We start from the raw sequence: 21,818 nt of genomic DNA, 5'->3' as shown, positions 1-21,818 counted from the left end.
GAACGCACCGATGCCCACGCTGCGGCCGACACCGTGCTCCCGCCGGTAACCGGTTGGGGCGGTGAAGGTTCCGCCTGCCGCATATGGCAACCCGCAACGGATACCACCAGCACAGGATGCACCTAATGGCCGAGAAGCCCGGCAAGGTCTCGAAAATCCGCCTCGGTAAACTGGACCAGAAGAAGGTACGGATCGAAACGGCGGAGGAGTACGATCGCCGACTCGGCAAGCTGCAGAAGGAACTGCTGCACATCCAGCAGACCTATTGGCACGAGAAACGCCGCGCCATCGTGGTGTTCGAAGGCTGGGATGCCGCCGGCAAGGGCGGGGCCATTCGTCGCATGACCGAACCGCTCGACCCCCGCGGCTTCCATGTCTGGCCGATCTCCGCCCCCACGGCGGAGGAACAGGGAAAGCATTACCTGTACCGCTTCTGGACCAAGCTGCCGGCGGCGGGCACCTTCGCCATCTTCGACCGGTCGTGGTATGGCCGCGTCATGGTGGAGCGGGTGGAGAAATTCGCCACCAAGGACCAGTGGAAGCGCGCCTATGACGAGATCAACGAGTTCGAACGGCTGCTGACCGACGACGGCGTGCGCATCATCAAGCTGTTCCTGCACATCACCCCGGAAGAACAGCTGGAACGCTTCCGCGAGCGGATGAAGAATCCCTACAAGCGCTGGAAGCTGACGGAGGAAGACCTGCGCAACCGCGCCAGATGGGACGATTACGTCAAGGCGGCCGAGGCGATGTTCGACCGCACCTCCACCCCCCAGGCGCCCTGGCATGCGGTGGAGGCGAACTCCAAATGGTTTGCCCGCCTCAAGGTGCTGGAGATCGTCACCGCCGCCCTGAAAGAGGGCGTGAACATCGCCCCTCCCCCCGTCAACGGCAACGTCGCCCGCATTGCCGCGGAGGTGCTGGGTATCGAACCCGACCTGCCGGTTTCAGGCGTTTCCGACGAGGAGCGGAGCGGCCAGGAGTAAGGCGCCGCCGCTCAGATCACGCCAGGTACCACCCCCGGTACCACCCACGGCCGCCGCTCGGCGTCGCGCCGGTCGAAGAGGTCGATGGCCTCCTGGTGGCGCAGGGTCAGCGCAACGTCGTCGAGCCCTTCGATCAGGCACTCCTTCTTGAAGGCGTCGATGGCGAAGGGCAGCGGCCGTTCGTCCGGACCGGTCAGGGTCTGGGCCGGCAAATCCACGGTGACAGCGGCGCCCGGCGCTTCCTGCAGCTGGCGGCGCAGGGTGGCCACCGCTTCCTCCGGCAGGGTGACGGTCAGCAGGCCGTTCTTGGCGGCGTTGGCGGCGAAGATGTCGCCGAAGCTGGGGGCGACGACGCAGCGGAAGCCCCCGTCCACCAGCGCATAAACCGCCCCCTCCCGCGAGGAGCCGCAGCCGAAGTTCCGGTCGCTCACCAGGACGCGAGCCCCGGCATAGGCCGGGTCGTCCAGCGGGAAGCCCGGCTTGCGCTCGTCATGGAACAGGAAATTGCCGTAGCCGGCGCTGCGCGGCTTCTTCAGGAAGCGGGCGGGCAGAAGCTGATCGGTGTCGATGTTGGCGATGTCGAGCGGCACCGCCGGCGCGGTCAACGTGACGAAGGGGTCCATTCTACGAGGCTCCCAGCTTGCGGACATCGGTGAGCTTGCCGGTCGCGGCGGCGGCGGCGGCCATCGCCGGGCTCATCAGATGCGTGCGGGCGTTCGGCCCCTGGCGGCCGGGGAAGTTGCGGTTGGTCGTGGAGGCGCAGCGCTCCCCCGCCGGAACGAGGTCGCCGTTGATGCCCACGCACATGGAGCAGCCGGGTTCTCCCCATTCCAGCCCGGCGTCGATGAAGACGCGGTCCAGCCCCTCCGCCTCGGCCTGTCGGCGCACCGGGACCGAGCCCGGAACCACCAGCCCCGGCACCACGGCGCGCCGTCCGCGCAGCACCTCGGCGGCAGCGCGCAGATCCTCCAGCCGGGCATTGGTGCAGGAGCCGATGAAGACGCGGTCGATGGGCACCTCCTCCAGCGCCATTCCGGGGGCGAGGCCCATATAGTCCAGCATCTTGCGCATCTGGCCGGCGCGCACCGGATCGGCCTCCGCACCGGGGTCGGGAACCGCCGCCGTCACCGGAACCGCGGTTTCCGGGCTGGTGCCCCAGGTCACGGCCGGGGCGATGGCGGCGGCATCCAGCGTGACCTCGCGGTCGAAGACGGCACCATCATCGCTGGGCAGGGTCCGCCAATGCTCCACCGCCCGATCGAACAGCGCGCCCTTGGGGGCAAAGTGCCGCCCCTCGATCCAGGAGAAGGTGGTGTCGTCGGGGGCGATCATGCCGGCACGGGCACCGGCCTCGATCGACATGTTGCAGACGGTCAGCCGGCCTTCCATCGACAGGGCGCGGATGGCGCTGCCGGCATATTCGATGACATGGCCGGCGGCCCCGTCGGCGCCGATGGCGGCGATCACCGCCAGGATCAGGTCCTTGGCCGTCACATGCGGCCCCAGCACCCCGTCCACTGTGATGCGCATCGTCTTCGGCCGGCGCTGCCATAGGGTCTGGGTCGCCAGCACATGCGACACCTCGGTGGCGCCGATGCCGAAGGCCAATGCCCCGAAGGCGCCGTGGGTGGAGGTGTGGCTGTCGCCGCAGACGATGGTCAGGCCGGGCAGCGTCAGCCCCTGTTCCGGCGCCATCACATGGACGATTCCCTGCGCGGGATCGTGCAGCCCGAAATGGCGCAGTCCGTGGCGGCCGGCATTGGCCTCCAGCATCGTCACCATGTTGGCGATCTCGGGATCGGCGATCGGCTTGGACCGGCTGTGCGAGGGCACGTAATGGTCGGCGACGGCGAAGGTCAGCTCCGGCCGGCGCACCTTGCGCCCGGCATGGTCGATCATGCCGAAGGCATGGAAGGAGCCCTCGTGCAGGAAATGACGGTCGATGGCGAGCAGGGCTTGACCGTCGGGCCGGGTGGCCACGACATGAGCATCCCAGACCTTTTCGAACAGGCTGCGTGGCTGTTGCGTCATTGGGTTTCCTCACTAACGGCACCGGCTGCAGCCGTCCCGGCGATGCGCCCCAGCGCCACCGCGGTCAGCAGGCCGTTACCGGACAGATAGCCGGACGCCTTGGACCCCGACACGCCGCAGGCGGCCCCGCCGGCGGCATAGAGGTTGGGCAGCGGCGTGCCCTGCCCGTTCAGGACGCGCGCGTCGTCATCGACGACCAGCCCGCCCTGGGTGTGGAACAGCGCACCGGTGACGCGAACGGCCCGGTAGGGCGCCACCAGCGGGGCCGAGCCGGCGAAGCTGCGGCCGAAGCCGTCGGTTCCACCCGCCGCCTTCAGCCGGTCAACCTCTGCCAGCGTGGCGGCCAGAGCATCGGCGTCGATCTTCATCAGGCGGGCAAGTTCGGCGGGGGTGTCGGCGCTCAGGACAGCACCCATCGCCTCGGCCTGCCGGAAATCTTCGAACTGCCGGGCGATCCCGGCAATGCGCTCGTCGAAAACGGTCCAGGCGATGCCGTCCGGCTGCCGCAGCACGATGGCGGCCTGCTCCGAATAGCCCTGCGCCTCGTTGGAAAAGCGCCGGCCCTCCGCATTCACCTGCACGCCGCCCTCGGTGATCGTCGCCCAGGTGACGAGGATGCCCGCGGGATGGGCGACGGAGCCATGGCCCTGGTGCCCCGACAGATGCCGGGTGGCCGCGCCCAGCGCCTGCCCCCACAGCAGCGCGTCGCCCTGGTTGCCGGGATGGCCGAAATAGAGCGCGTCGGCCAGTTCCGGCACATGCCGCTCGACCAACGCCTTGTTACCGCCATAGCCGTTGCAGGCGAGCACCAGAGCGCCGCAGCCGACCCGCTCGACGCTGCCGTCGGGCCGGGTGATTTCGACGCCGCGCACGGCCGGTCCATCGGCATACAGCGCCGTGACATGCGCCTCGCACAGCACGTCGATGCCGGCTGCCTCGACGGCGCCGCGCAGGCGGTCGATCAGCTCAGCCCCCGACCGGCTGGGCAGCCCGTGCATGCGGCGGGCGCTGTGGCCGGGATAGCTGAAATTGTCCACCACCGAGAAGGGCAGCCCATAGCGGTCGGCCAGCCATTCCAGCGCCGGCCCCACCGCCTGCGCGACGCGGGCGACCTCGGCCGGGTCGGGTTCGCCCTTCGCCTTGGCGATGATGTCGGCGGCGAAGCGCTCCGGGCTGTCCTCGATCCCGGCATCGCGCTGCCAGCGGGTGCCCGGCGCCGGGATCAGCCCCGCCGACAGGGCCGTGGAGCCTTGGGGCAGCGCGTCGCGCTCCAGCACCAGCACGCCGGCGCCCTGCTCATGGGCCGCCAGGGCCGCGACCATCCCGGCCGCCCCGCCGCCGATCACGACCACGGGAACGGTGAACTCGAATTCCACGCCGTCGGCGGGCAGGATGCGGCTCATGAGGTCGCCACCTCCTCCAGCATCGCGGCGACCGTCGCCACCCGGCAGACCGGGCGCAACGCGGCGACGGAGACCTCATGCACCTCGCGGCTGAAGGCGGCGCAGCCGTCCTCCAGCAGGATGGTGTCGAACTCGCGGACATGGGCGTCGCGCACGGTGGAGGCGACGCCGCCGTTGGTGACGATGCCGCAGACAAGCAGCCGCTCCACCCCGCATTTCCGCAGCACCCATTCCAGGCGCGACATGTAGAAGGCGGAATAGGCGACCTTCTCCACCTCGACATCGACGGGTTGGAGCGCGTCGACCGTGCGATGCCCCCAGCTTCCGGGCTTGAAATCGCCCTTGGTCAGGAAGGGGCGCAGAGCCTTCAGGTGCGGGGAGATCATCGGCTCACCGCCGCGTCCGGGCACCAGGGTGAAGTTGGTGGAGATGACCCAGCCGCCGCGCGACCGCAGCAGATCGGCCAGCGGCTTCACCCGCTCCGGCAGCGCCAGAATTTCCGGCGCCGTCTGCCCGGCGCGGCCATAGGCGCCGTCCGGATGAATGAAGTCGTTCTGCAGGTCGCAGACCAGCAGGGCGGTGCGCTCGATGGGAATGGCGGTGGCGCTCATGGGGCGCTCCTTTCCACGATGACGTTGCCGAAGCCGTCGACGCGGGCGGACAGGTCGGGGTCGATAACGGTGGTGGCGTCCGGCTGCTCCAGGATCGCCGGCCCCTGGATCACGGCACCGACCGGCAGGTCGAGCCGGTTGTAGACGGCAGTCTCGTGCCAGGCCCCGTCGAACCACACCGGCCGCGATCCGGCATGGGCACCCTCCACCGTCGTCCCAGCCGCCGGAGCCAGGGCGGAGAGGTCGAAATGCGGGCGGCGGCCGATGGCGGCGGTGCGCAGATTGACGATCTTGGCGCCAACGCCCGGCAGCAGCCGGCTGAAGGAGGCCTGATAGGCTCGCTCGAAGGCGGCACGGATGGTCGCCTCGTCGATGCCGGTGGTGCCGTTCTCGACCGACACCGGCAGCGGCACCGCGACCGTGTGGGTCTGGCCGATGTAGTGCATGTCCAGTTCGAAGACGAGGTCGATGCGCTCGACGCTGAGCCCGGCGGATTCCACCACGGCGCGGGCGGCTGCGGCCTCCTCCACCATGCGGCGGTCGAGCGAACCGGCATCGATCCCCGCCAGCGGCAGGTTGACCGTCTGCACCTGATCGTGGCGAATGTCGGCGATGACGCAGCCGAGCGCCGAGGTCACGCCGGGGAAACGCGGCACCAGCGCCGCCTTCAGGCCGACTTCCTTGATCAGCGCGCCGACATGCAACGCGCCGCCGCCGCCGAAGGGCACGGCGGCGAACTTGGCCGGGTCATGGCCGCGCTCGATGGAGACGAGGCGGATGGCGCCGGCCATCTTGCTGTTGGCGATGCGCACCACCGCCTCCGCCGCCGCCATGACGTCGAGGCCGAGCGGCCCCGCCACATGGGTGGCGATTGCCGTGCGAGCGGCATCGACGTCCAGCCGCGCCAGCTTGCCGCCGATGGGGCGCTCGGCATTGATGCGGCCGAGCAGAACGTTGGCGTCGGTCAGCGTCGGCCGCGTGTTGCCCTGTCCGTAGCAGACCGGCCCCGGCCGCGAGCCGGCGCTCTCCGGCCCGACCTGCAGCATGCCGCCGGGATCGACCCCGGCGATGGAGCCACCGCCGGCGCCGATGGTGGTGATCTCGATCATCGGCGTGCGGACGACCAGACCGAAATCGATGGTGGTCTGGGCGGCCAGCATGGTCTGCCCCTCCACCACCAGCGACACGTCGAAGCTGGTGCCGCCGAGGTCGCCGGTGATGACGTTGGGGAAGCCCGCCGCCTTGGAGATCGCCGCCGCGGCGATGACGCCGGCCGCCGGCCCCGACAGGGCGGTGCGCACCGGCAGCCGCCGCGCGGTGTCGGTTGACATGACGCCGCCGTTGGACTGCACGATGTGGAAGCGGCCGCCGAACCCCTCCCCCGCCAGCGCATTGTCGAGCTTGGCGAGATAGCTACCGACCACCGGCTGGAGATAGGCGTTCAGCGCGGTGGTGGAGGTGCGCTCGAACTCGCGGATTTCCGGCAGAATGCGGGAGGAGCATTCCAGATTGGCGTTCGGCCAGACCTCGCGCGCCGCCTCAAGCGCCGCCAGCTCGTTGGCCGGGTTGGCATAGGCGTTGATGAAGACGATGGCGAGTGCCTCCGCCCCCTGGTCGACGAGCTTGCGGGCGGCGGCGCGGACCTCCTCCGGGTCGATTTCGGTGCGGATGGTGCCGTCGGCCAGCGTGCGCTCCGCCACCTCCAGCCGCATGTCGCGGTCGACCACGGGGACAAAATCGCCCCACAGGCCCCAGGTGTGGCGACGGTCGCGCCGGCGCATCTCCAACACGTCGCGGAAGCCGGCGGTGGTGATGAGGCCGACCTTGGCGCCCTTGCGCTCCAGCAGCGCGTTGGTGCCGACGGTGGTGCCGTGGACGATGGAGCCCAGTTCGGCGACCGGGCCGAAGCTCTGCAGCCCGGCGAGGAAGCCGACCGCCTCGTCGCCGCGGTTGGAAGGCACCTTGGCGGTGCGGAAGCTGCCGCGCGCCTCGTCATAATGGAACAGGTCGGTGAAGGTGCCGCCGACGTCGACGCCGACGATGGCGCCCTTGGCTGCACCCTTGGAAATGCCGTTGTTCATGGTCTTGCTTCCGGGTTCGTCAGGCGGCGGAGGATTCGCGCAAAGTTGCGGTGGCGGCGATGTCGAGCGCGCCATCGTCGGTCAGCGCCACACCATAGGCGCTGCGCGCCGCGTCACGGCCGAGATAGCCGAGCCGCACGTCGCGGGCGACGGCCTCCGCATCGCGCCGCTTCGGGTCGCCCCAGCCGCCGCCGCCGGGCGTCTCCAGCCGCACGCGCTGGCCGTCGCGGATCTTCACGTCGGTGACCTTGGAGGCGAGCGGCGGCGACTTCTCGCCCTCGTCGCTCTGCCAGGTGAAGCGGTTCAGCGCCGCAGGGGTGCCGCCGGCCACGCCGAAGGGCGCGAAGACGCCGCGTTCGCCCAGCAGGAAGACGTCGGCATCGGTCAGCGCCTCGATCTCATACACGGCACCCAAACCGCCGCGATGCAGGCCGGCCCCGGCGGAATCCGGCCGCAGCGCCCATTGGGTGAACATGACCGGATAGGCGGCTTCGAGGATTTCCACCGGCGGGATGGTGGCGGTGGAGATCGGGTTGTTGGCGTGGTTCAACCCGTCCGTCTCCGGATTGCCGCCCAAGCCGCCACCGAAGAAGGAGAACATCACCCAGCGCGAGCCGTCCTTGCGGTGGCCGGCGAGCGACAGGGCATTGATGGTGCCGAAGGGGGCGGCGGTGGCGCGGGCCGGATCGGCCAGGGCCAGCGCGCCGAACACCACGCCGATCACCCGCAGGATCGTCTCGGTATAGCCGCCGACCGGCTTGGGCGGTTTCACCGCCAGCAGGGTGCTTTCCGGAATGACGAAGGTGATGGGGTTGAGGCATCCGGCATTGGCCGGCACGTCGGTGAAGACATGCTTCAGCGCGACATAGCAGCAGGCGACTGCGGTGGAATAGGCGATGTTCAGCGGCCCGGCGCAGGGGGCCGAGGACCGCGAGAAGTCCAGCGTCATCCGGTCGCCGGCGATGGTCAGGTCCAGCGCGATGCGCAGCCGGTCCGCCGTGATGCCGTCGTTGTCGAGATAATCCTCGAAGCTGTAGACACCATCCGGCAGCTTCCCGATGGCGCTGCGCATCAGCGCATCGGCCCGCGCGGTGAAGGCGTCGAAGGCGGCGGCGACCGTCTCTTCGCCATGCTCGTCCAGCAATTCGGTCAGCCGCCGCACGCCCAGATCCAAAGCGTTCAACTGCCCGTTCAGGTCGCCATAGTTCGACACCGGCACGCGGGAATTGGCGGCGAGGATCGCCAGCAGGTCGTGGTTCATCACGCCGGCCTTCACCAACTTCACCGGCGGAATGCGCACGCCCTCCTGGAAGCTGTCGGTGGCGCGGGCGTTGAAGTTGCCCGGCACATTGCCGCCGATATCGAGCCAGTGGCCGACCGACGCCATCCAGCAGAACAGCCGCCCCTGGCGGAAGATCGGCCGTACCAGACGGAAGTCGTTCAGGTGGGTGCCGCCGTCATAGGGGTCGTTGAACAGGAAGATGTCGTCGGCGTGGAGGTCGCCCTCCTTCGCCACCTTGTCGATCACCGCCTTGACCGCAAAGGCCATGGCGCCGACGAAGATCGGCAGGCCGTTGGTGCCCTGCACCAGCGTGGCGCCGGTCTCGGCATGATAGAGGCCGTGGCAGGCGTCGCGCGCCTCGGCGATGATCGGGTTGAAGGCGGAGCGGTAGAGCGTCGCGTCCATCTCGTCGGCGATCTGCTCCAGCCGGCCCTTCAGGACGGCCAGCGTGACGGGATCGATTGCGGTCTTCATGGTCATGCTGCGTCCTCCCGCTTGGCGGGGCCAAAGTCTTTATAAGTCTCGCCGAGCGCCAGCATCTCCGGCGTGCCGATCAGCTCGTTCAGCGCGTTGAAGTCGAACATGCGGTCGCGGAAGGGCTGGGTGGTGCCGTGCTGCGCCAGCGAGCCGTAATAGTCCTGCGCCTGCCGGGCGAGTGCCCGCACGATGCCCCCGGGGAAGATCACCAGCCGATAGCCCAACTCGCCCAACTCCGACGCGGAGCTGATCGGCGTCTGTCCGCCTTCCACCATGTTGGCCAGCAGCGGGCGGATGCCGCCCAGGTCGGTGGCGATGGCGGACAACTGCTCGCGGCTTTTCGGCGCCTCGACGAACAGCACGTCGGCACCGGCCTCGACATAGAGGCGGGCGCGGTCGAGAGCGGCCGAAACGCCCTCCACCGCCACCGCATCGGTGCGGGCGACGATCAGCGTTCCTTCGCTGGTGCGGGCATCGACCGCCGCCTTGATCTTCCCGGCCATCTCGCCGGCAGGGATCACCGCCTTGTCGGTCAGGTGGCCGCAGCGCTTGGGGAAGCTCTGGTCCTCAAGCTGCAGCGCGGTGGCGCCGGCCCGCTCGAACATGCGCACGGTGCGCTGCACGTTCAGCGCATTGCCGTATCCGGTGTCGGCATCGACCACCAGCGGCGTCGGCACGCGGTCACGCACCAGGGCGATGGTGTCCGCCACCTCGCTGACCGAGACCAGCCCGATGTCGGGCCGGCCAAGCTTGGTGTAAGCGATGGCGGCGCCGGACAGATACAGCGCCTCGAATCCCGCCGCCGTCGCCATCGACGCGGTGAAGGCGTCATAGACGCCGGGGGCCAGCACGACGCGGTCTTCGGACAGCCGCTGTTTGAAGCTGAGGTCGGGCATGGTCATCTCAGACGCTCCCCCCGGCGGCGGCAGGCGCCGACAGAAGCCGGGTCAGGGTTGAAAGATCGGCCGCGCGGTCGATGGTCTCGACGCAGTCGGCAATGGCGGCGGCGTGCTTGGTCCCCCAGACCGGACCGGCGAGTTCGGCGAACTTCGCCCGCACCTCGTCGGGGCTGTAGGGATCCTCGGTGTCGCCCTTGTTGGTCAGCGCCTCCGCCGCGAAGCTGCGGCCGTCGGCGAGCGTCAGGCGGACGCGGGCCGGGCGCAGGCCGGGAAGGCGGGCGGTCAGCGCGGTGTCCTCGCGCACCGTCACCCGGCGGGCGAGATCGCGGGTCGCCGCAGACTGCCGGGCCTCGTCACGGAAGGCGTCGGGCGTCGCCGCACCGTTGGCGAGGAAGGTCGCCAGCGCGAAGGGCAGCGAGAATTTCGCCGTCAGCATGTTCTTTGGCTCAGGCCCATTCAGCTGAGCGGCCCAGACATAGGTGTCGACCTCGATGGCCGCGACCTGCTCCGGGGCGATCCGCCCGCCGGCCTGTGCCACGATGTCGCCCAGCGCATCCAGCGCGCCGTGGGTGTAGCGGCAGGCGGCGTGACGCTTGAAGTAGTTGCGGGCGATTTCCCAGCGCTCGCCCAACTCATCGACCATCAGTTCCGGCCGGAAGTCGCGGGCGATGACGCCGCCGAACACGCTGCCCACGCCGTCGGTTTCTCCGACAAAGCCGCTGGCCGCCAGATCCCAGGCAGTCAGGCCCAACTGGTTCGACACGCCGGCATAGGCGTTGCGCACGGTGCCGCCTTCCAGCATCGTCCGCCGGCTGGTGGCGAGGCCGAGGGTGGAGGCGATGTTGATCGTCTCGATCATCGCCGCCGCATCGGCCCGGTTCAGGTGCGCCACCGCCAGCGCCGCGCCCGCCGTGCCCCAGGTTCCGTGCGGATGGGTGGTGACCAGAAGCTTGGCGGCTATGCCGATGCGCGAGCCGATTTCGTAGCCCAGCGCCAGCGCCGTCAACAGGTCGGTGCCCGAGGATTTCAGCCGCGGCCCGGCAGCCAGCGCGGCCGGCAGCACATGGATCCCCGGATGGCCGCGGGCATACTGGTTGCCCTCGTCCAGCTCCAGCATGGTCCCGGCGACGCCGTTCAGGAAGGCGGCCGAACCGGCGGCGAAACCGCGGCCCGAACCGATGGCCGGGCAGTCTCCGGCACCGGCGGTTTCGGCCATGCGCCCCACCAGGGCCCGGCATTCCGGTTCCTGCGTGCCGGCGGCGATCACGCCGATGCAATCGAGCAGCACCAGCTTCGCCCGCTCCACCACCGGGGCCGGCAGGTCGGCGAAGGTCAGGCCGGCGGCGAAGGCGCCCCAGCGGTCGAGCCAGGACGGGCGGGCTGCAGCGAGCAGTTCGCTCGCCGGCTTCACGTCAAAGGACAGGCTTGTCATGTCACCGCTCCCAGGCGGACGGCCCGTTAAAGGCCCAGATAGGTGCGTTTCAGTTCGGGGTCGCGCGCGATCTCGTCGGATGGTCCCGACAGCGCGAAGACGCCGTTTTCAAGGATGTAAGCCCGGCGGGCGACCTCCAGCGACTGGACGACGTTCTGCTCGACCAGCAGGATCGCCAGCCCGTCGGCATTCAGCTTGCGGATCAGCCCGAACATCTCCTCCACCACCAGCGGCGAGAGGCCGAGCGAGGGCTCGTCGAGGATCAGCAGACGCGGTTCCGCCATCATGCCGCGGCCGATCGCCAGCATCTGCTGCTCGCCGCCCGACAGGGTGCCGGCGAACTGGGCCTCGCGCTCCTTCAGGCGGGGGAATGTTGCGAAGATGCGTTCCAGGTTCCGCGCCCGGTTCGGCTTGCCGCGGCGGTAGCTGCCGAGTTCCAGATTCTCGCGAATCGACAGGTTGGGGAAGATCTTGCGGCCTTCCGGCACCTGGATCAGCCCCTCCTCGACGATGCGCGCGGCGGATTTGCCGTCGATGCGGGTGCCGCCGAACCGGATCTCGCCGGTCCAGGGCGGCAGTACGCCCGACAAAACCTTGTTCAGCGTCGTCTTACCAACGCCGTTGGAGCCCAGCACCGTGACGATCTCGCCGGCATGCACCGCCATGTCGATGCCGCGCAGCACCTCGGTGGCGCCATAGCCGGTCTTCAGCCCGCGGATTTCCAGAAGCTGCTCAGCCATGGGCCACCCCCTCCGCCTTCAGACGGGCGGCGGCACCGTGGCCGAGATAAGCCTCGATCACGCGGGCGTCGGCGCAGACGGTGGCGGGCGGCCCCTCGGCGATCATGCGGCCCTGTGCCAGCACATAGACGCGCTCGCACAGGTTCATCACCGCCTGCATGACGTGTTCGATCATCAGGATCGTCACCCCTTCGTCGCGGATGCCCCGGATCACCGGGATGATGTCGCGGATCTCCGACGGGTTCAGGCCGGCCAGCACCTCGTCCAGCAGCAGCAGCTTGGGTTCGGTGGCGAGCGCGCGGGCCAGTTCCAGCCGCTTGCGCCCGGCCACCGTTAGTCCGCCCGCCGGCCGGTCCAGCTCGCTCCCCAGACCGACGCGGCGCGCCACGTCGCGCGCCTTGGCGGTGGCGTCGGCGCGTTTGGCATGGCGCAGATAGGCGCCGACCGCGATGTTCTCGCACACCGTCAGCCCGGCGAAGGGCTGGACGATCTGAAAGGTGCGGCCGATGCCGCGCTCCGCCCGGCGGTGCGGCTCCTCCGCCGTGATGTCGGTGCCCTCGAAGCGGATGCGTCCGTCGGTCGGCGCGATGAAGCCGGAAATCATCGAGAACAGCGTGGTCTTGCCGGCCCCGTTCGGACCGATCAGCCCGATGATGCCGCCGGGCTGCAGCGACAGCGTCGCGCAGTCCACCGCCATCAGCCCGCCGAAACGCTTGGAAACGCTCTCAACGGCCAGCATGGGAAACCTCCTTGGGTCCGCGCGCCATCATCCCCCGGCCACGGTCGCGCAGCCGCTCCAGCAGGCCCAGGATGCCGCCGCGGGCAAACGCCACGGCCAGCACCAGCACGCCGCCGAAGACGATCAGGTCGATGCCGGGAATGCGGCCGGCGAACTGCTTGGCGACCTCGCCCAGCCCGTGCAGGGTCAGCGCCCCCACCACCGGGCCGAAGACGGTGCCGACGCCGCCGATGATCGGGGCCAGCAGAAGCTCCACCGAAATCCAGCTGCCATAGGCGATGTTGGCGTCGATGTAGAGGAAGTATTGGGCATAGAGGCAGCCGGACAGCGCCGTCACGCCGCCCGACAGGGCGATGGCGCGCAGCTTCACCTTCAGGGAATCCACACCCAGCGCCTTGGCGGCATCCTCGTTCTCGCGCACCGCCACCAGCTGCGCCCCGAAGCGGGAGCGCTGGATCCAGCGGGTCAGCAGCAGCACCGCGGCGACGAAGGCCAGCACCAGCCAGTAGAATACGGCGCGATCGTCGAATTGCAGGTTGGCGGCGCGGACATCCAGCTTGATGAGCAGCCCCGCCGCACCACCGGTGAAGGACGCGGCGTTGGCGAGGATGCGGAACACCTCGGCGAAGGCCAGCGTCACCAGCGCGAAGTACGAGCCGCGCAGCCCCGAGCGGAAGCTGAGGAAGCCGATCACCCAGCCGACCACACCGCCGGCCGCCGTCGCCAGCACCAGCCCGGCCCAGGCGTTGACGCCGTAGCGCAGTTGCAGGATCGCCGTCACATAGGCGCCGGTGCCGAAGAAGGCGGCATGGCCGAAGCTGAACTGGCCGCCGAAGCCGCCGAGGATGTTCCAGCCCTGCGCGCCCAGCGCCACGATCAGCATGAAGACAAGGAAGTTCAGCACCGGGCTGGAGGTCACCACCAGCGGCAGCAGGGCCGCCAGGAGGGTCAGGACGGCGATCGGGATCAGGTCGCGCGCGGTCATGCCTTTGCTCCGAACAGGCCGGTCGGCCGCACCAGCAGCACGGCGATGAAGATCAGGAAGATGCCGAGCTGGCCCAGGCTGTCGCCCAGGAACAGGCCGCACAGGCTCTCCACCACGCCGATGAACAGGCCGCCCAGCAGCGCGCCGGGGATGGATCCCATGCCGCCCAGCACCACCACCGTGAAGGCGACCAGCACGAAGGCGCCGCCGATGCGCGGGTTGACGTAGAAGGTCGGCATCAGCAGCCCCGCCGCCACGGCGAGACAGGCGCAGCCGAGGCCAAACGTGACGGCATAGACATGGGGCACGTCGATGCCGACCAGATTGGCGCCCAGCTTCTCCTTGGCGACGGCGCGGATCGCCTTGCCGGTGTCGGTGCGGTTCAGCACCAGCCACAGCAGGCCGGTCACCACCACCGCCACCCCAAGCCCGATCAGGCGCGGATAGCTGAGCAGCAGTGGCCCCAGCGCCACGACCTGGAAGGAATAGTCGGTGTCGAGCGTGCGGGTGTCGGACTGGAACAGCGCCAGCAGCACATTCTCCAGCACGATGGACAGGCCCAGCGTGACCAGCAGGATGTTGCCGTCGTCGCCATGACTGGCCGGCCCGATGACGAAGCGCTGCAGGCCGTAGCCGAGCGCGAACATCAGCGGCACCAGCGGCAGGATGGCCAGATAGGGGTCCATCCCCAACACCGCCCAGGCAATCCAGACCGCGAACATCGCGCAGGTCAGCAACGCGCCGTGGGCGAAGTTGATGATGTGGAGCACGCCGTAGATCAGCGTCAGGCCAAGCGCGATCAGGGCATAGACCGCACCGGTCATCAGACCGTTCAGCGCCGCTTCCAGGATGATCTGAGGTGAATACATGGCAGCCCGCGCATGAGGGGAATGGTCCCGTCACCCGTCCGGGATGCGCCCACTTGCGGCGTCCCGGACGGGTGGGGGAATGCGGAGGTGCGGCGGCGAAAAACGGATCAGGCCGCCGGGAAATTGGCCTTCGCCTCGGCGAACGCTTCCGGATAGATCACCTTGATGTCCTCACCCTGGATCTGGGTGTTGATCGGGGTGGCGCCCTCGTTCTGGCCGTTGACGAACTTCGTCGGACCATAGGGCATGATGTGGCCGGCGAAGGTGGAGGCGTTCAGCGCCTCGATGATCTTCTTGCGGTCGGCGGAGCCGGCCCGCTCGATGGCGTCGGCCAGCAGCAGCACGTTCGAGTAGTTCAGCGAGACATTGTAGGCGAAGGACTTGCCCTGCCCTTCCACCGCCTTGCGCAGGGCCAGCGCCTTCGGGTTCTTCGGATCGTGCCAGTGGTTGCAGTCGATGACGTTCTGGGCCGCCTGCGGGAATTCCTTGACGAAGCGCCCGTTCGACGCCGCCCCGCCCAGGATCGCATAGACGCCCTTCGGCTTGATGCGCTGCTGCTGCATGGTGCGGGCGAGCAGAACGAACTCGCCATAGTAATTGGACGGAATGACCAGATCGGGGTTCAGCGAGCGGATTCGCAGCGCCACGTTGGACATGTCGCGCGCCGGGGTCGGATGGGCGATGGTCTCCAGCACCTCGAAACCGCGCTTGGGCAACTCGGCCTGCAGCAGCTTGGCGAGGCCGGAGCCGAACAGCCCGTCCTCATGCACCAGCACGACGGTCTTCGCCGGTTTGCCCGCCTTGTCGTTGATGGCGGTCAGGTTGTCGAGCGCCACCTGCGTGACCTTGCCGAAGCCGGGGCTGAAGCGGAAGGTGTTGGTCAGGCCGCGCGACATGATCTGGTCCGACACGCCGACATCGACCAGATAGGGCAGATCGTAGCGCGCCGCCGCCTGCGACGCCGCAAGGCAGATCGGGCTGGCGAAGCCGCCGACGATGGCGCAGACGCCGTCGGCCTGCATACGCTCCACCTCCTGCGTGCCGGCTTCGGGCATGGAGCGGGCATCGCCGAACACCATCTCCAGCTTGGCGCCGCCCAGCGACTTGATGCCGCCGGCCGCATTGATTTCGTTGATCGCCATCTCCGCACCCAGCCGGCCGAGATCGCCATCATGGGCCAGCGCGCCGGTCACCGGCTGGAGGATGCCGACCTTCACCACCGGGGTCTGCGCCCGCAGGATCGACGGCGCGGCCACCGGCACGGTGACGAACGCGGCAGCCGCGGCGCCGGCCTTCAGCACCGTGCGGCGGGAAATCCCGGAGATCGCGGAGTCCTGAACCGAACGTCCCATAACGCTCAACTCCTCTGTTTGATTGCCCGCAGGGTGCGGGTGGGCTTTTCGCCCAATTTGCTTTTGTCGGTTTTGCTCTTGTCAGTCTTGCTCTTGTCGGCCTTCTTGCGCTCGGCCTTCTCGGTGGTGCGTGGCCAGCCAAGCGCCGGGCTCCAGCGCCGTTCGCCGTCGTTGCCGGTGCGCACCAGATCCATGTGGAAGCTGTAGCGGTCGGGCCGGTACAGCGCGTGCAGATGCTCCACGCCACGGCCCGACGGCTCGTAGACGATGCGGGTCAGGGTCAGCAGCGGCGATCCGATCTCCAGATCCAGCGCCGCCGCTGCTTCCGGGCCGGCAAGCGTCGCGTTGATCGCCTGGGTGGCGCGCTCCGTCGTCACGCCCGACCGTTCGATCAGTTCCAGCAACGGACGCGCCGCCAGTTCCGCCTCCGAATAGGTCAGGCCGATCCATTCCGGCACATGGGTGGTCAGGTAGGAAAACGGCTCCCCGTCGATCAGGCGCACGCGCACCGACCGTTGGACCCGTTCGCCGGGCTTCAGACCCAGGCTCTCGGCGATGGACTCAGGCGGGATGCCGTAACCGAAGGACAGCAGCTTCACATCGGTGCTGCGGCCCATGTCGATCAGGTGCGACAGCACGTTCGACAGATCGGCGACGATGGGACGGACGGCGCGCGTGTCGTGGACGAAGGTGCCGGAGCCGGCCTTGCGCTGCACCAGCCCTTCCTTTTCCAGAAGGTCGAGCGCGCGGCGCACGGTGACCCGCGACACCGCATGTTCGGTCGCCAGCGCCGGCTCGCCCGGCAGCCGCACGCCCGGCGGCAGCTCGCCGGCAACGATGCGGTCGCGCAGCAGCAAATAGATCCTGCGCGCCTTCAGGGGTTCGACCGCCGACTTCACAGCACTCCGCCTCCCCGTCATCGGAAACCGTCGCCTGTCCATTCACCAGACAGGAACCTGTATGATGGATAATACAGCTTCGGTCAACAGCGATGTTGGGGGCACCAACGGTTGCGGCCCGCACCCAAGTCATTCAATCGGGTGCAGGCTGGGTTCGGCTTCGGTGGCCGGCGCAGTCCAGCCGGTCAGAATTCGGACTGCGCCGCTGTCACGATTGCCGTCACGATTTGGCGGAGACTTGGCGATCGGCAGGGAAGGCGACGACGGACGCCCCGTCGCCGTCCGGTGCGGATTCGGAGGCATTTGTCCCCACGGCAATTCCGCGCGTCGCCGCTTCGGGGGTCAGGGTCAGATAGCGCACGCAGCTGACCCGCAGGAAGGAGGCGAGGTTCTGGACGCTGCCATGCACCTCCATGACCTCGTCATAGAGTGTGACGATCAGGCGGTTGGTCGTGATTCCCTGTTCGGCGGCGATGCCGGCCAGGACGTTCCAGAACAGGTTCTCCAGCCGGATGCTGGTCACCATGCCGTGGATGCGGACCGAGCGGGACCGCGCCTCGTACAGGATCGGGTCGGTGTTGACAAAGATTTGGCACATGCGCCGATCCTCCTCCAACGATGGACCTGTCCCACATCGAATCCGGCTCATCCCCGGCGAACCGCGCCTCGCTGGATGCCGTGCTGGCTCATCTTGCGATATAGGGTGCTGCGGGAAATCCCCAGCACCGCCGCGGCATCCGACAGGTTCCCGCCGGTGGCGGCGATCACATCCTCGATCGTCCGCTGTTCGGTGACCGTGAGCGACATCGGGACCGGACCGGCCGGTGTCTGGCTTGCTATGGCCGGCCCCGCAACCGCCGGATAGGGCGAGGGCCACCCGCCGGTCTCCAGGCAGCCGCAGGTGTCGCGCAGCTCGTCCGGCAGATCATGGACATCTACGGTCCCGCCGGTGGACAGCAGGATCGCGCGCTCGACCACATTGCGCAGTTCCCGCACGTTGCCCGGCCAGTCGTGGCCTTGCAGCAGATCCAGCGCCGTGGCGGTGAAGCGGACGGGGGCGCGGCCATGCCGCTCAGCCAGCACGCCGTTGAAGTGGGAGATCAGACGCGGCACGTCGCCATGCCGTTCCCGCAAGGGCGGCACCCGCAGGGCCGTCACGGCAAGGCGGTGGTACAGGTCGCGGCGGAACCGGCCGGCGGCGACCTCCTGGCGCAGGTTCCGGTTGGTCATGGCGAGCAGCCGCACCGACACCCGGCGCGGGACGTTGTCGCCGATGCGGTACAGCACCCCTTCCTCCAGCACCCGCAGCAGATAGGGCTGCAGGTCCAGCGGCAGCTCGCCGATCTCGTCCAGGCACAGCGTGCCGCCGTCCGCCAGTTCGAAACGGCCGATCCGCCCCTCCGCCGCCGCGCCGGTGAAGGCGCCGCGCACATAGCCAAACAGCTCGCTGCCCAGCATCTCGCGCGACACCGCACCGCAATTGAACGGCACGAAGGGTCCGCCGGCCACCGCGCTGTGGCCGTGGATGGCGCGCGCGAACAACTCCTTGCCGACGCCGGTCTCGCCCTCGATCAGGATGGGGACCGGCAGCGGCGCCAAACGCTCCCCCTGCCCGATCACGCCACGCAGGCTGTCGCTGGCCCCGACGATGTCGGCGAAGCGGCAGCGGCTGTGGTCGGACTCGTCCGGCACCGCCCGGCGCCCGGCCGAGGGTCGGGACGACGCCGAACCGGGAATCACCAGCAGCGTCCCCCGCCGCTCGCCATCCAGCATCAGCGGACGGACCCAGTCTGACGGAACCGGCAGCCGGCCGCCGGCGCCGCCCTCCAACCCGACAAGGGGCAGCTTCGTCCCCCTATTCAGCGGCGGCAGCTCCGATCCAAGGCTCGCCTTCAGCAGATTCGCCGCCTTGCGGCTGGCGAAGAGAAGACGCCCACGCGCATCCAGCGCGATCAACCCCTCGCCCGCGTATTTCTGGCTGTCCTCCAGGCAGGCCTCCAGAAGCCGCACATGTTCGGCCTCCGTCTGGCGGGCGAGGTTCCATTCCACCTGCCGGGCGGCAACCACGGCCAGCGCCAGCGCCTGCCCGCTGAAGCTCTGCTTCAGGCCGGAGATGTCGAGCAACCCGACGACCGATCCGTCGACCGGGTCATGGATCGGCGCGCCGGCGCAACTCCACCCCTTGATTCCGGCACAGTAATGCTCCGCCGACTGGACCAGCACCGGCTGCTTGGAGGCGAGCGCGGTGCCGATGCCGTTGGTGCCGGCGCAGGTCTCGCCCCACTGGCCGCCGCAGGCCAGGCTGATGTCGCGGGCCGCGTTCATCGTCGCGCGGTCTCCGGCGGCCTCCAGCACCACGCCGTTGGCATCGGTGATCAGCATCACCGTCCGCGTTCCGGCCAGCAGGTTCGCCGCCTCCGCCAGGGTTGTGGCGGCGGCCTGCAGCAGGTCGCGGTTGTTGCGGCGCAGGGCCTCGACAAGATCGCTGCCGACCACCGGTGCGGCATCGGCCCGCGCATCGACCAGAAAGCTCTGGCAGCGCGCCCAGGATCGGATGACCACGTCGCGCACCGGCAGATTCTCCCGCCGGGATCCGGAGACGAAATCCTCCCACGCCTTCATCGTCGCCGTTTCGCCGTCGACCAGCGCATGGAACGCCGGACCGGACGAAGCAACGGCCAGACGGCCGATACCGACCTGTTCGTTGACCAACACAGTCCCCTCCCTGCTTCCCGGCGTCTTTCACGGATTTCCCGTAGCGCCGATTGTCCTTAAACGGGGTGCGGAGACTCGCCCTGAAGTACTCCGCGCCCACGATTGTTTGCGTAGGAAATTATAAGCCGGACTTAAGCGGGAGCGGTAGTAGCGGAATACTCTATGGCCTTTTTCCTGTGTTTTTCCCCGAAGGTGGAGGTGAGCCGTCGCGGCATAGCGGGGTCAGCTGCGCCCGTACCGCTCCATCCCGCCGCCACGCGCCGGACCGGCGGTGGGGTCTACGTCGTCGGGGATGTCGGCGACCAGGGTATGGGTGGTCAGGATCAGCTTGGCGACCGACACCGCGTTCAGCAATGCCAGCGTGGTGACCTTGACCGGATCGATGATCCCGGCGGCGAACAGGTCACCGAAACGGCCGGTGCGGGCGTCGAAGCCGGAGCCTTCGGGAAGCCCGGCGATCCGGGCGGCTACGCCGGCCCCGTCCAACCCGCCATTCTCCGCGATACAGATCACGGGCTGCAGCATCGCCCGCTGCACCAGCTTTACCCCTGCACGCTCGCCTTCCCCCACATCCGCGGCCAACCGGTCGAGCAGCGGGGCGATGCGGGCCAGCGCGGTGCCGCCGCCCGGCACCACCCCGTCCGCCAGCGCCGCGCGGGCGGCGGCGAGCGAATCCTCCAGAAGCTGGGCGGTGCGCTTCTGCTCCACCGGGGTGGCGCCGCCGACCTCGATCAGGGCGGTGCCGTGCGTCAGCTTCGCCAGCCGCTGGGACAGCTTGTCCCGCTCGATGTTGGGCGGCGCCTCCTCCCACTGGCGTTGCACCAGGGCGCGGCGGGCAGCCAGCGCGTCCGGATCGCCATGGCCGCGCAGGAGGGTGGTGCGGCCGGCGGTCACCTCGATGCGGTCGGCGCCCCCCAGATCCTCCGCCGTCACGCTGTCGAGGCGTCCGCCGAGGTCGCGGGCGATCACGCGGCCGCCGGTCAGGATCGCGATGTCCTCCATCATCGCCTGACGCCAATGTCCGAATTCCGGCGGGTTGATCGCTACCACCGTAGCGCGTCCATCGCGGCGCAGCGCCATCAGCGCCGCCACCACCTCCGGCGCGACACTGTCGGCGACGACCAGCAGCGGACGTTCGTCGCCGAGCCGGCCGATCAGGCGCAGGAGCGGTTCCGAATCGGCGATCTTGTGGTCGGTCATCAGGATGCGGGGCCGTTCCAGCACCGCGGTCTGGCCGGTCGGCTCGGTCGCCATGTGATGGGACAGGAAGCCACGGTCCAGCACCATGCCCTCCAGCACATGCAGCGCGGTCGGCGCGCCCGGCTGGCCGTATTCGATGTCGATCACGCCCTCCGGCCCCACCCGGCGCAGGGCATCCGCGACCAGCCGGCCCAGCGCCGGGTCGGTCGCCGCGACGGTCGCCACCTGCTCCAACTGCGTCTCGCGCTCCAGCGGCCGGGCCATGCCGCGGAGGTGGTCGACGACGAAGCCGCAGGCGCGCTCCATCCCCTCCACCAGTTCGACCGAGCCATGGCCATCGGCGAGCACGGAAACGCCGTCCTGGATCAGCGCGTCGGCCAGCACGGTTGCGGTGGTGGTGCCGTCGCCGGCCACGTCGTTGGTCTGCTTCGACACCTCGCGCACCACCTGGGCGCCCATATTCTCGAAGCGGCAGGGCAGCTCGATCTCGGCGGCGATGCTGACGCCGTCGCGGGAGATCATCGGCGTGCCGATGGGGCGGTCGATGATCGCGTTCGTCCCCTTCGGCCCCAGCGTGCCGCGCACCGCCAGCGCCAGCTTGCCCACCCCACGGGCAAGCGCGGCCCGCGCCTCGGCACGGTGCAGCATCATCTTCGGCATGGCGTCTGTCCCTCCCATTCTTGATTTTGCGAATTTGAAAAAGAGACGGAGCCCGCTGGACCTGATGCGGGCCCCGCCTTCCCGAGGTCACTCGTAGGCCAGTGCGTCGTCCATGTTGCCGAAGAGGACGACGGTGTCCTCGTCGATCATGACCATGCGGCCATAGTGGGTGGAGGTGGAGATCTCGAAGATGTGCGGGGTCATCTCGCGGCCGAGGGCCTCGCCGATCTCGCTCATCTTGAACTCGATCTTGCCCTCGCCGTCGATGCGGATCATCGCCGGCAGATAGGTGACGGTGATGCCCGGCTTGCTCTCCATCACCTCGGCGATGCAGCGCGCCTCGACGCTGTCGTTCATCGTCACGCCGCACTGGTGGGAAATGGTGCCGTCCTGGGTGATGTCCTTCAGCGGCTTGAAAAGCTGCTGCACGGTGGTGACGCTCATGGTTTTCGTCCTC

The 21,818-nt window shown here is 68.9% G+C and carries 19 protein-coding genes; 1 reads left to right on the top strand and 18 read right to left on the bottom strand.

Annotated elements, in window-relative coordinates; translation table 11 throughout:
• The first annotated feature begins 125 nt into the window (after nt 1-125).
• Entirely contained in the window at nt 126-986 is an 861-nt protein-coding gene (locus TSH20_RS07705; RefSeq protein ID WP_247871200.1) for a polyphosphate kinase, read from the top strand.
• An 11-nt stretch (nt 987-997) separates the two neighbouring features.
• Here TSH20_RS07705 and leuD read toward each other — a convergent pair whose 3' ends face one another.
• From leuD to TSH20_RS07615, 18 genes are all read right to left on the bottom strand, one after another.
• Nucleotides 998-1,609, bottom strand: a complete 612-nt coding sequence (gene leuD / locus TSH20_RS07700) for a 3-isopropylmalate dehydratase small subunit (RefSeq protein ID WP_109074172.1) — start codon at nt 1,607-1,609, stop codon at nt 998-1,000.
• 1 nt (nt 1,610) lies between these two features.
• The gene (gene leuC / locus TSH20_RS07695) at nt 1,611-3,017 is read right to left on the bottom strand and encodes a 3-isopropylmalate dehydratase large subunit (protein ID WP_109074171.1); all 1,407 of its coding nucleotides are present in this window, start codon (nt 3,015-3,017) and stop codon (nt 1,611-1,613) included.
• The gene (locus tag TSH20_RS07690; RefSeq protein ID WP_109074170.1) at nt 3,014-4,420 is read right to left on the bottom strand and encodes an FAD-dependent oxidoreductase; all 1,407 of its coding nucleotides are present in this window, start codon (nt 4,418-4,420) and stop codon (nt 3,014-3,016) included. The genes leuC and TSH20_RS07690 overlap by 4 nt, the downstream gene beginning before the upstream one ends.
• Nucleotides 4,417-5,031: a cysteine hydrolase gene (locus tag TSH20_RS07685; protein ID WP_109074169.1), complete on the bottom strand. Its 615-nt coding sequence runs from the start codon at nt 5,029-5,031 to the stop codon at nt 4,417-4,419. Before TSH20_RS07685 ends, TSH20_RS07690 begins: the two co-directional genes overlap by 4 nt.
• Nucleotides 5,028-7,112, bottom strand: a complete 2,085-nt coding sequence (locus TSH20_RS07680; RefSeq protein WP_109074168.1) for a hydantoinase/oxoprolinase family protein — start codon at nt 7,110-7,112, stop codon at nt 5,028-5,030. Before TSH20_RS07680 ends, TSH20_RS07685 begins: the two co-directional genes overlap by 4 nt.
• A 19-nt stretch (nt 7,113-7,131) precedes the next feature.
• The gene (locus TSH20_RS07675; RefSeq protein ID WP_199231902.1) at nt 7,132-8,874 is read right to left on the bottom strand and encodes a hydantoinase B/oxoprolinase family protein; all 1,743 of its coding nucleotides are present in this window, start codon (nt 8,872-8,874) and stop codon (nt 7,132-7,134) included.
• On the bottom strand, nt 8,871-9,773 hold the full coding sequence (locus TSH20_RS07670) for an isocitrate lyase/phosphoenolpyruvate mutase family protein (protein ID WP_109074167.1): 903 nt from the start codon (nt 9,771-9,773) through the stop codon (nt 8,871-8,873). Before TSH20_RS07670 ends, TSH20_RS07675 begins: the two co-directional genes overlap by 4 nt.
• Nucleotide 9,774: 1 nt before the next feature.
• Nucleotides 9,775-11,202 carry an MmgE/PrpD family protein gene (locus TSH20_RS07665; protein ID WP_109074166.1) on the bottom strand — a complete coding sequence of 476 codons (1,428 nt, stop codon included), beginning with the start codon at nt 11,200-11,202 and terminating at the stop codon, nt 9,775-9,777.
• A gap of 26 nt (nt 11,203-11,228) precedes the next feature.
• On the bottom strand, nt 11,229-11,942 hold the full coding sequence (locus TSH20_RS07660) for an ABC transporter ATP-binding protein (protein ID WP_109074165.1): 714 nt from the start codon (nt 11,940-11,942) through the stop codon (nt 11,229-11,231).
• On the bottom strand, nt 11,935-12,681 hold the full coding sequence (locus TSH20_RS07655) for an ABC transporter ATP-binding protein (RefSeq protein WP_109074164.1): 747 nt from the start codon (nt 12,679-12,681) through the stop codon (nt 11,935-11,937). Before TSH20_RS07655 ends, TSH20_RS07660 begins: the two co-directional genes overlap by 8 nt.
• Complete coding sequence (locus TSH20_RS07650; RefSeq protein ID WP_109074163.1) at nt 12,668-13,666, bottom strand: branched-chain amino acid ABC transporter permease; 999 nt, start codon at nt 13,664-13,666, stop codon at nt 12,668-12,670. The genes TSH20_RS07655 and TSH20_RS07650 overlap by 14 nt, the downstream gene beginning before the upstream one ends.
• Nucleotides 13,663-14,535, bottom strand: a complete 873-nt coding sequence (locus tag TSH20_RS07645; protein ID WP_109074162.1) for a branched-chain amino acid ABC transporter permease — start codon at nt 14,533-14,535, stop codon at nt 13,663-13,665. The genes TSH20_RS07650 and TSH20_RS07645 overlap by 4 nt, the downstream gene beginning before the upstream one ends.
• A 107-nt stretch (nt 14,536-14,642) precedes the next feature.
• Nucleotides 14,643-15,887 (bottom strand): ABC transporter substrate-binding protein, encoded by a 1,245-nt coding sequence (locus tag TSH20_RS07640; protein WP_109074161.1) that lies wholly within the window; start codon nt 15,885-15,887, stop codon nt 14,643-14,645.
• A 5-nt stretch (nt 15,888-15,892) separates the two neighbouring features.
• Nucleotides 15,893-16,786 (bottom strand): GntR family transcriptional regulator, encoded by an 894-nt coding sequence (locus TSH20_RS07635; protein ID WP_109074160.1) that lies wholly within the window; start codon nt 16,784-16,786, stop codon nt 15,893-15,895.
• Nucleotides 16,787-17,006: 220 nt separating this feature from the next.
• Nucleotides 17,007-17,384, bottom strand: a complete 378-nt coding sequence (locus TSH20_RS07630; protein ID WP_109074159.1) for a ribbon-helix-helix domain-containing protein — start codon at nt 17,382-17,384, stop codon at nt 17,007-17,009.
• 47 nt (nt 17,385-17,431) lie between these two features.
• On the bottom strand, nt 17,432-19,501 hold the full coding sequence (locus TSH20_RS07625; RefSeq protein ID WP_109074158.1) for a sigma-54-dependent Fis family transcriptional regulator: 2,070 nt from the start codon (nt 19,499-19,501) through the stop codon (nt 17,432-17,434).
• Nucleotides 19,502-19,723: 222 nt separating this feature from the next.
• Entirely contained in the window at nt 19,724-21,361 is a 1,638-nt protein-coding gene (locus TSH20_RS07620; protein ID WP_109074157.1) for a molecular chaperone GroEL, read from the bottom strand.
• 87 nt (nt 21,362-21,448) lie between these two features.
• Nucleotides 21,449-21,805, bottom strand: coding sequence for an MmoB/DmpM family protein (locus tag TSH20_RS07615; protein WP_085086548.1), 357 nt, complete (start codon nt 21,803-21,805; stop codon nt 21,449-21,451).
• Between the last annotated feature and the right edge of the window lie 13 nt (nt 21,806-21,818).

Origin of the sequence: Azospirillum sp. TSH20 (genome assembly GCF_003115935.1) — a bacterium.
Lineage (GTDB): Bacteria > Pseudomonadota > Alphaproteobacteria > Azospirillales > Azospirillaceae > Azospirillum.
Note: the sequence above shows the minus strand (reverse complement) of the source record. Positions and strands in the feature narration are given on the sequence as shown.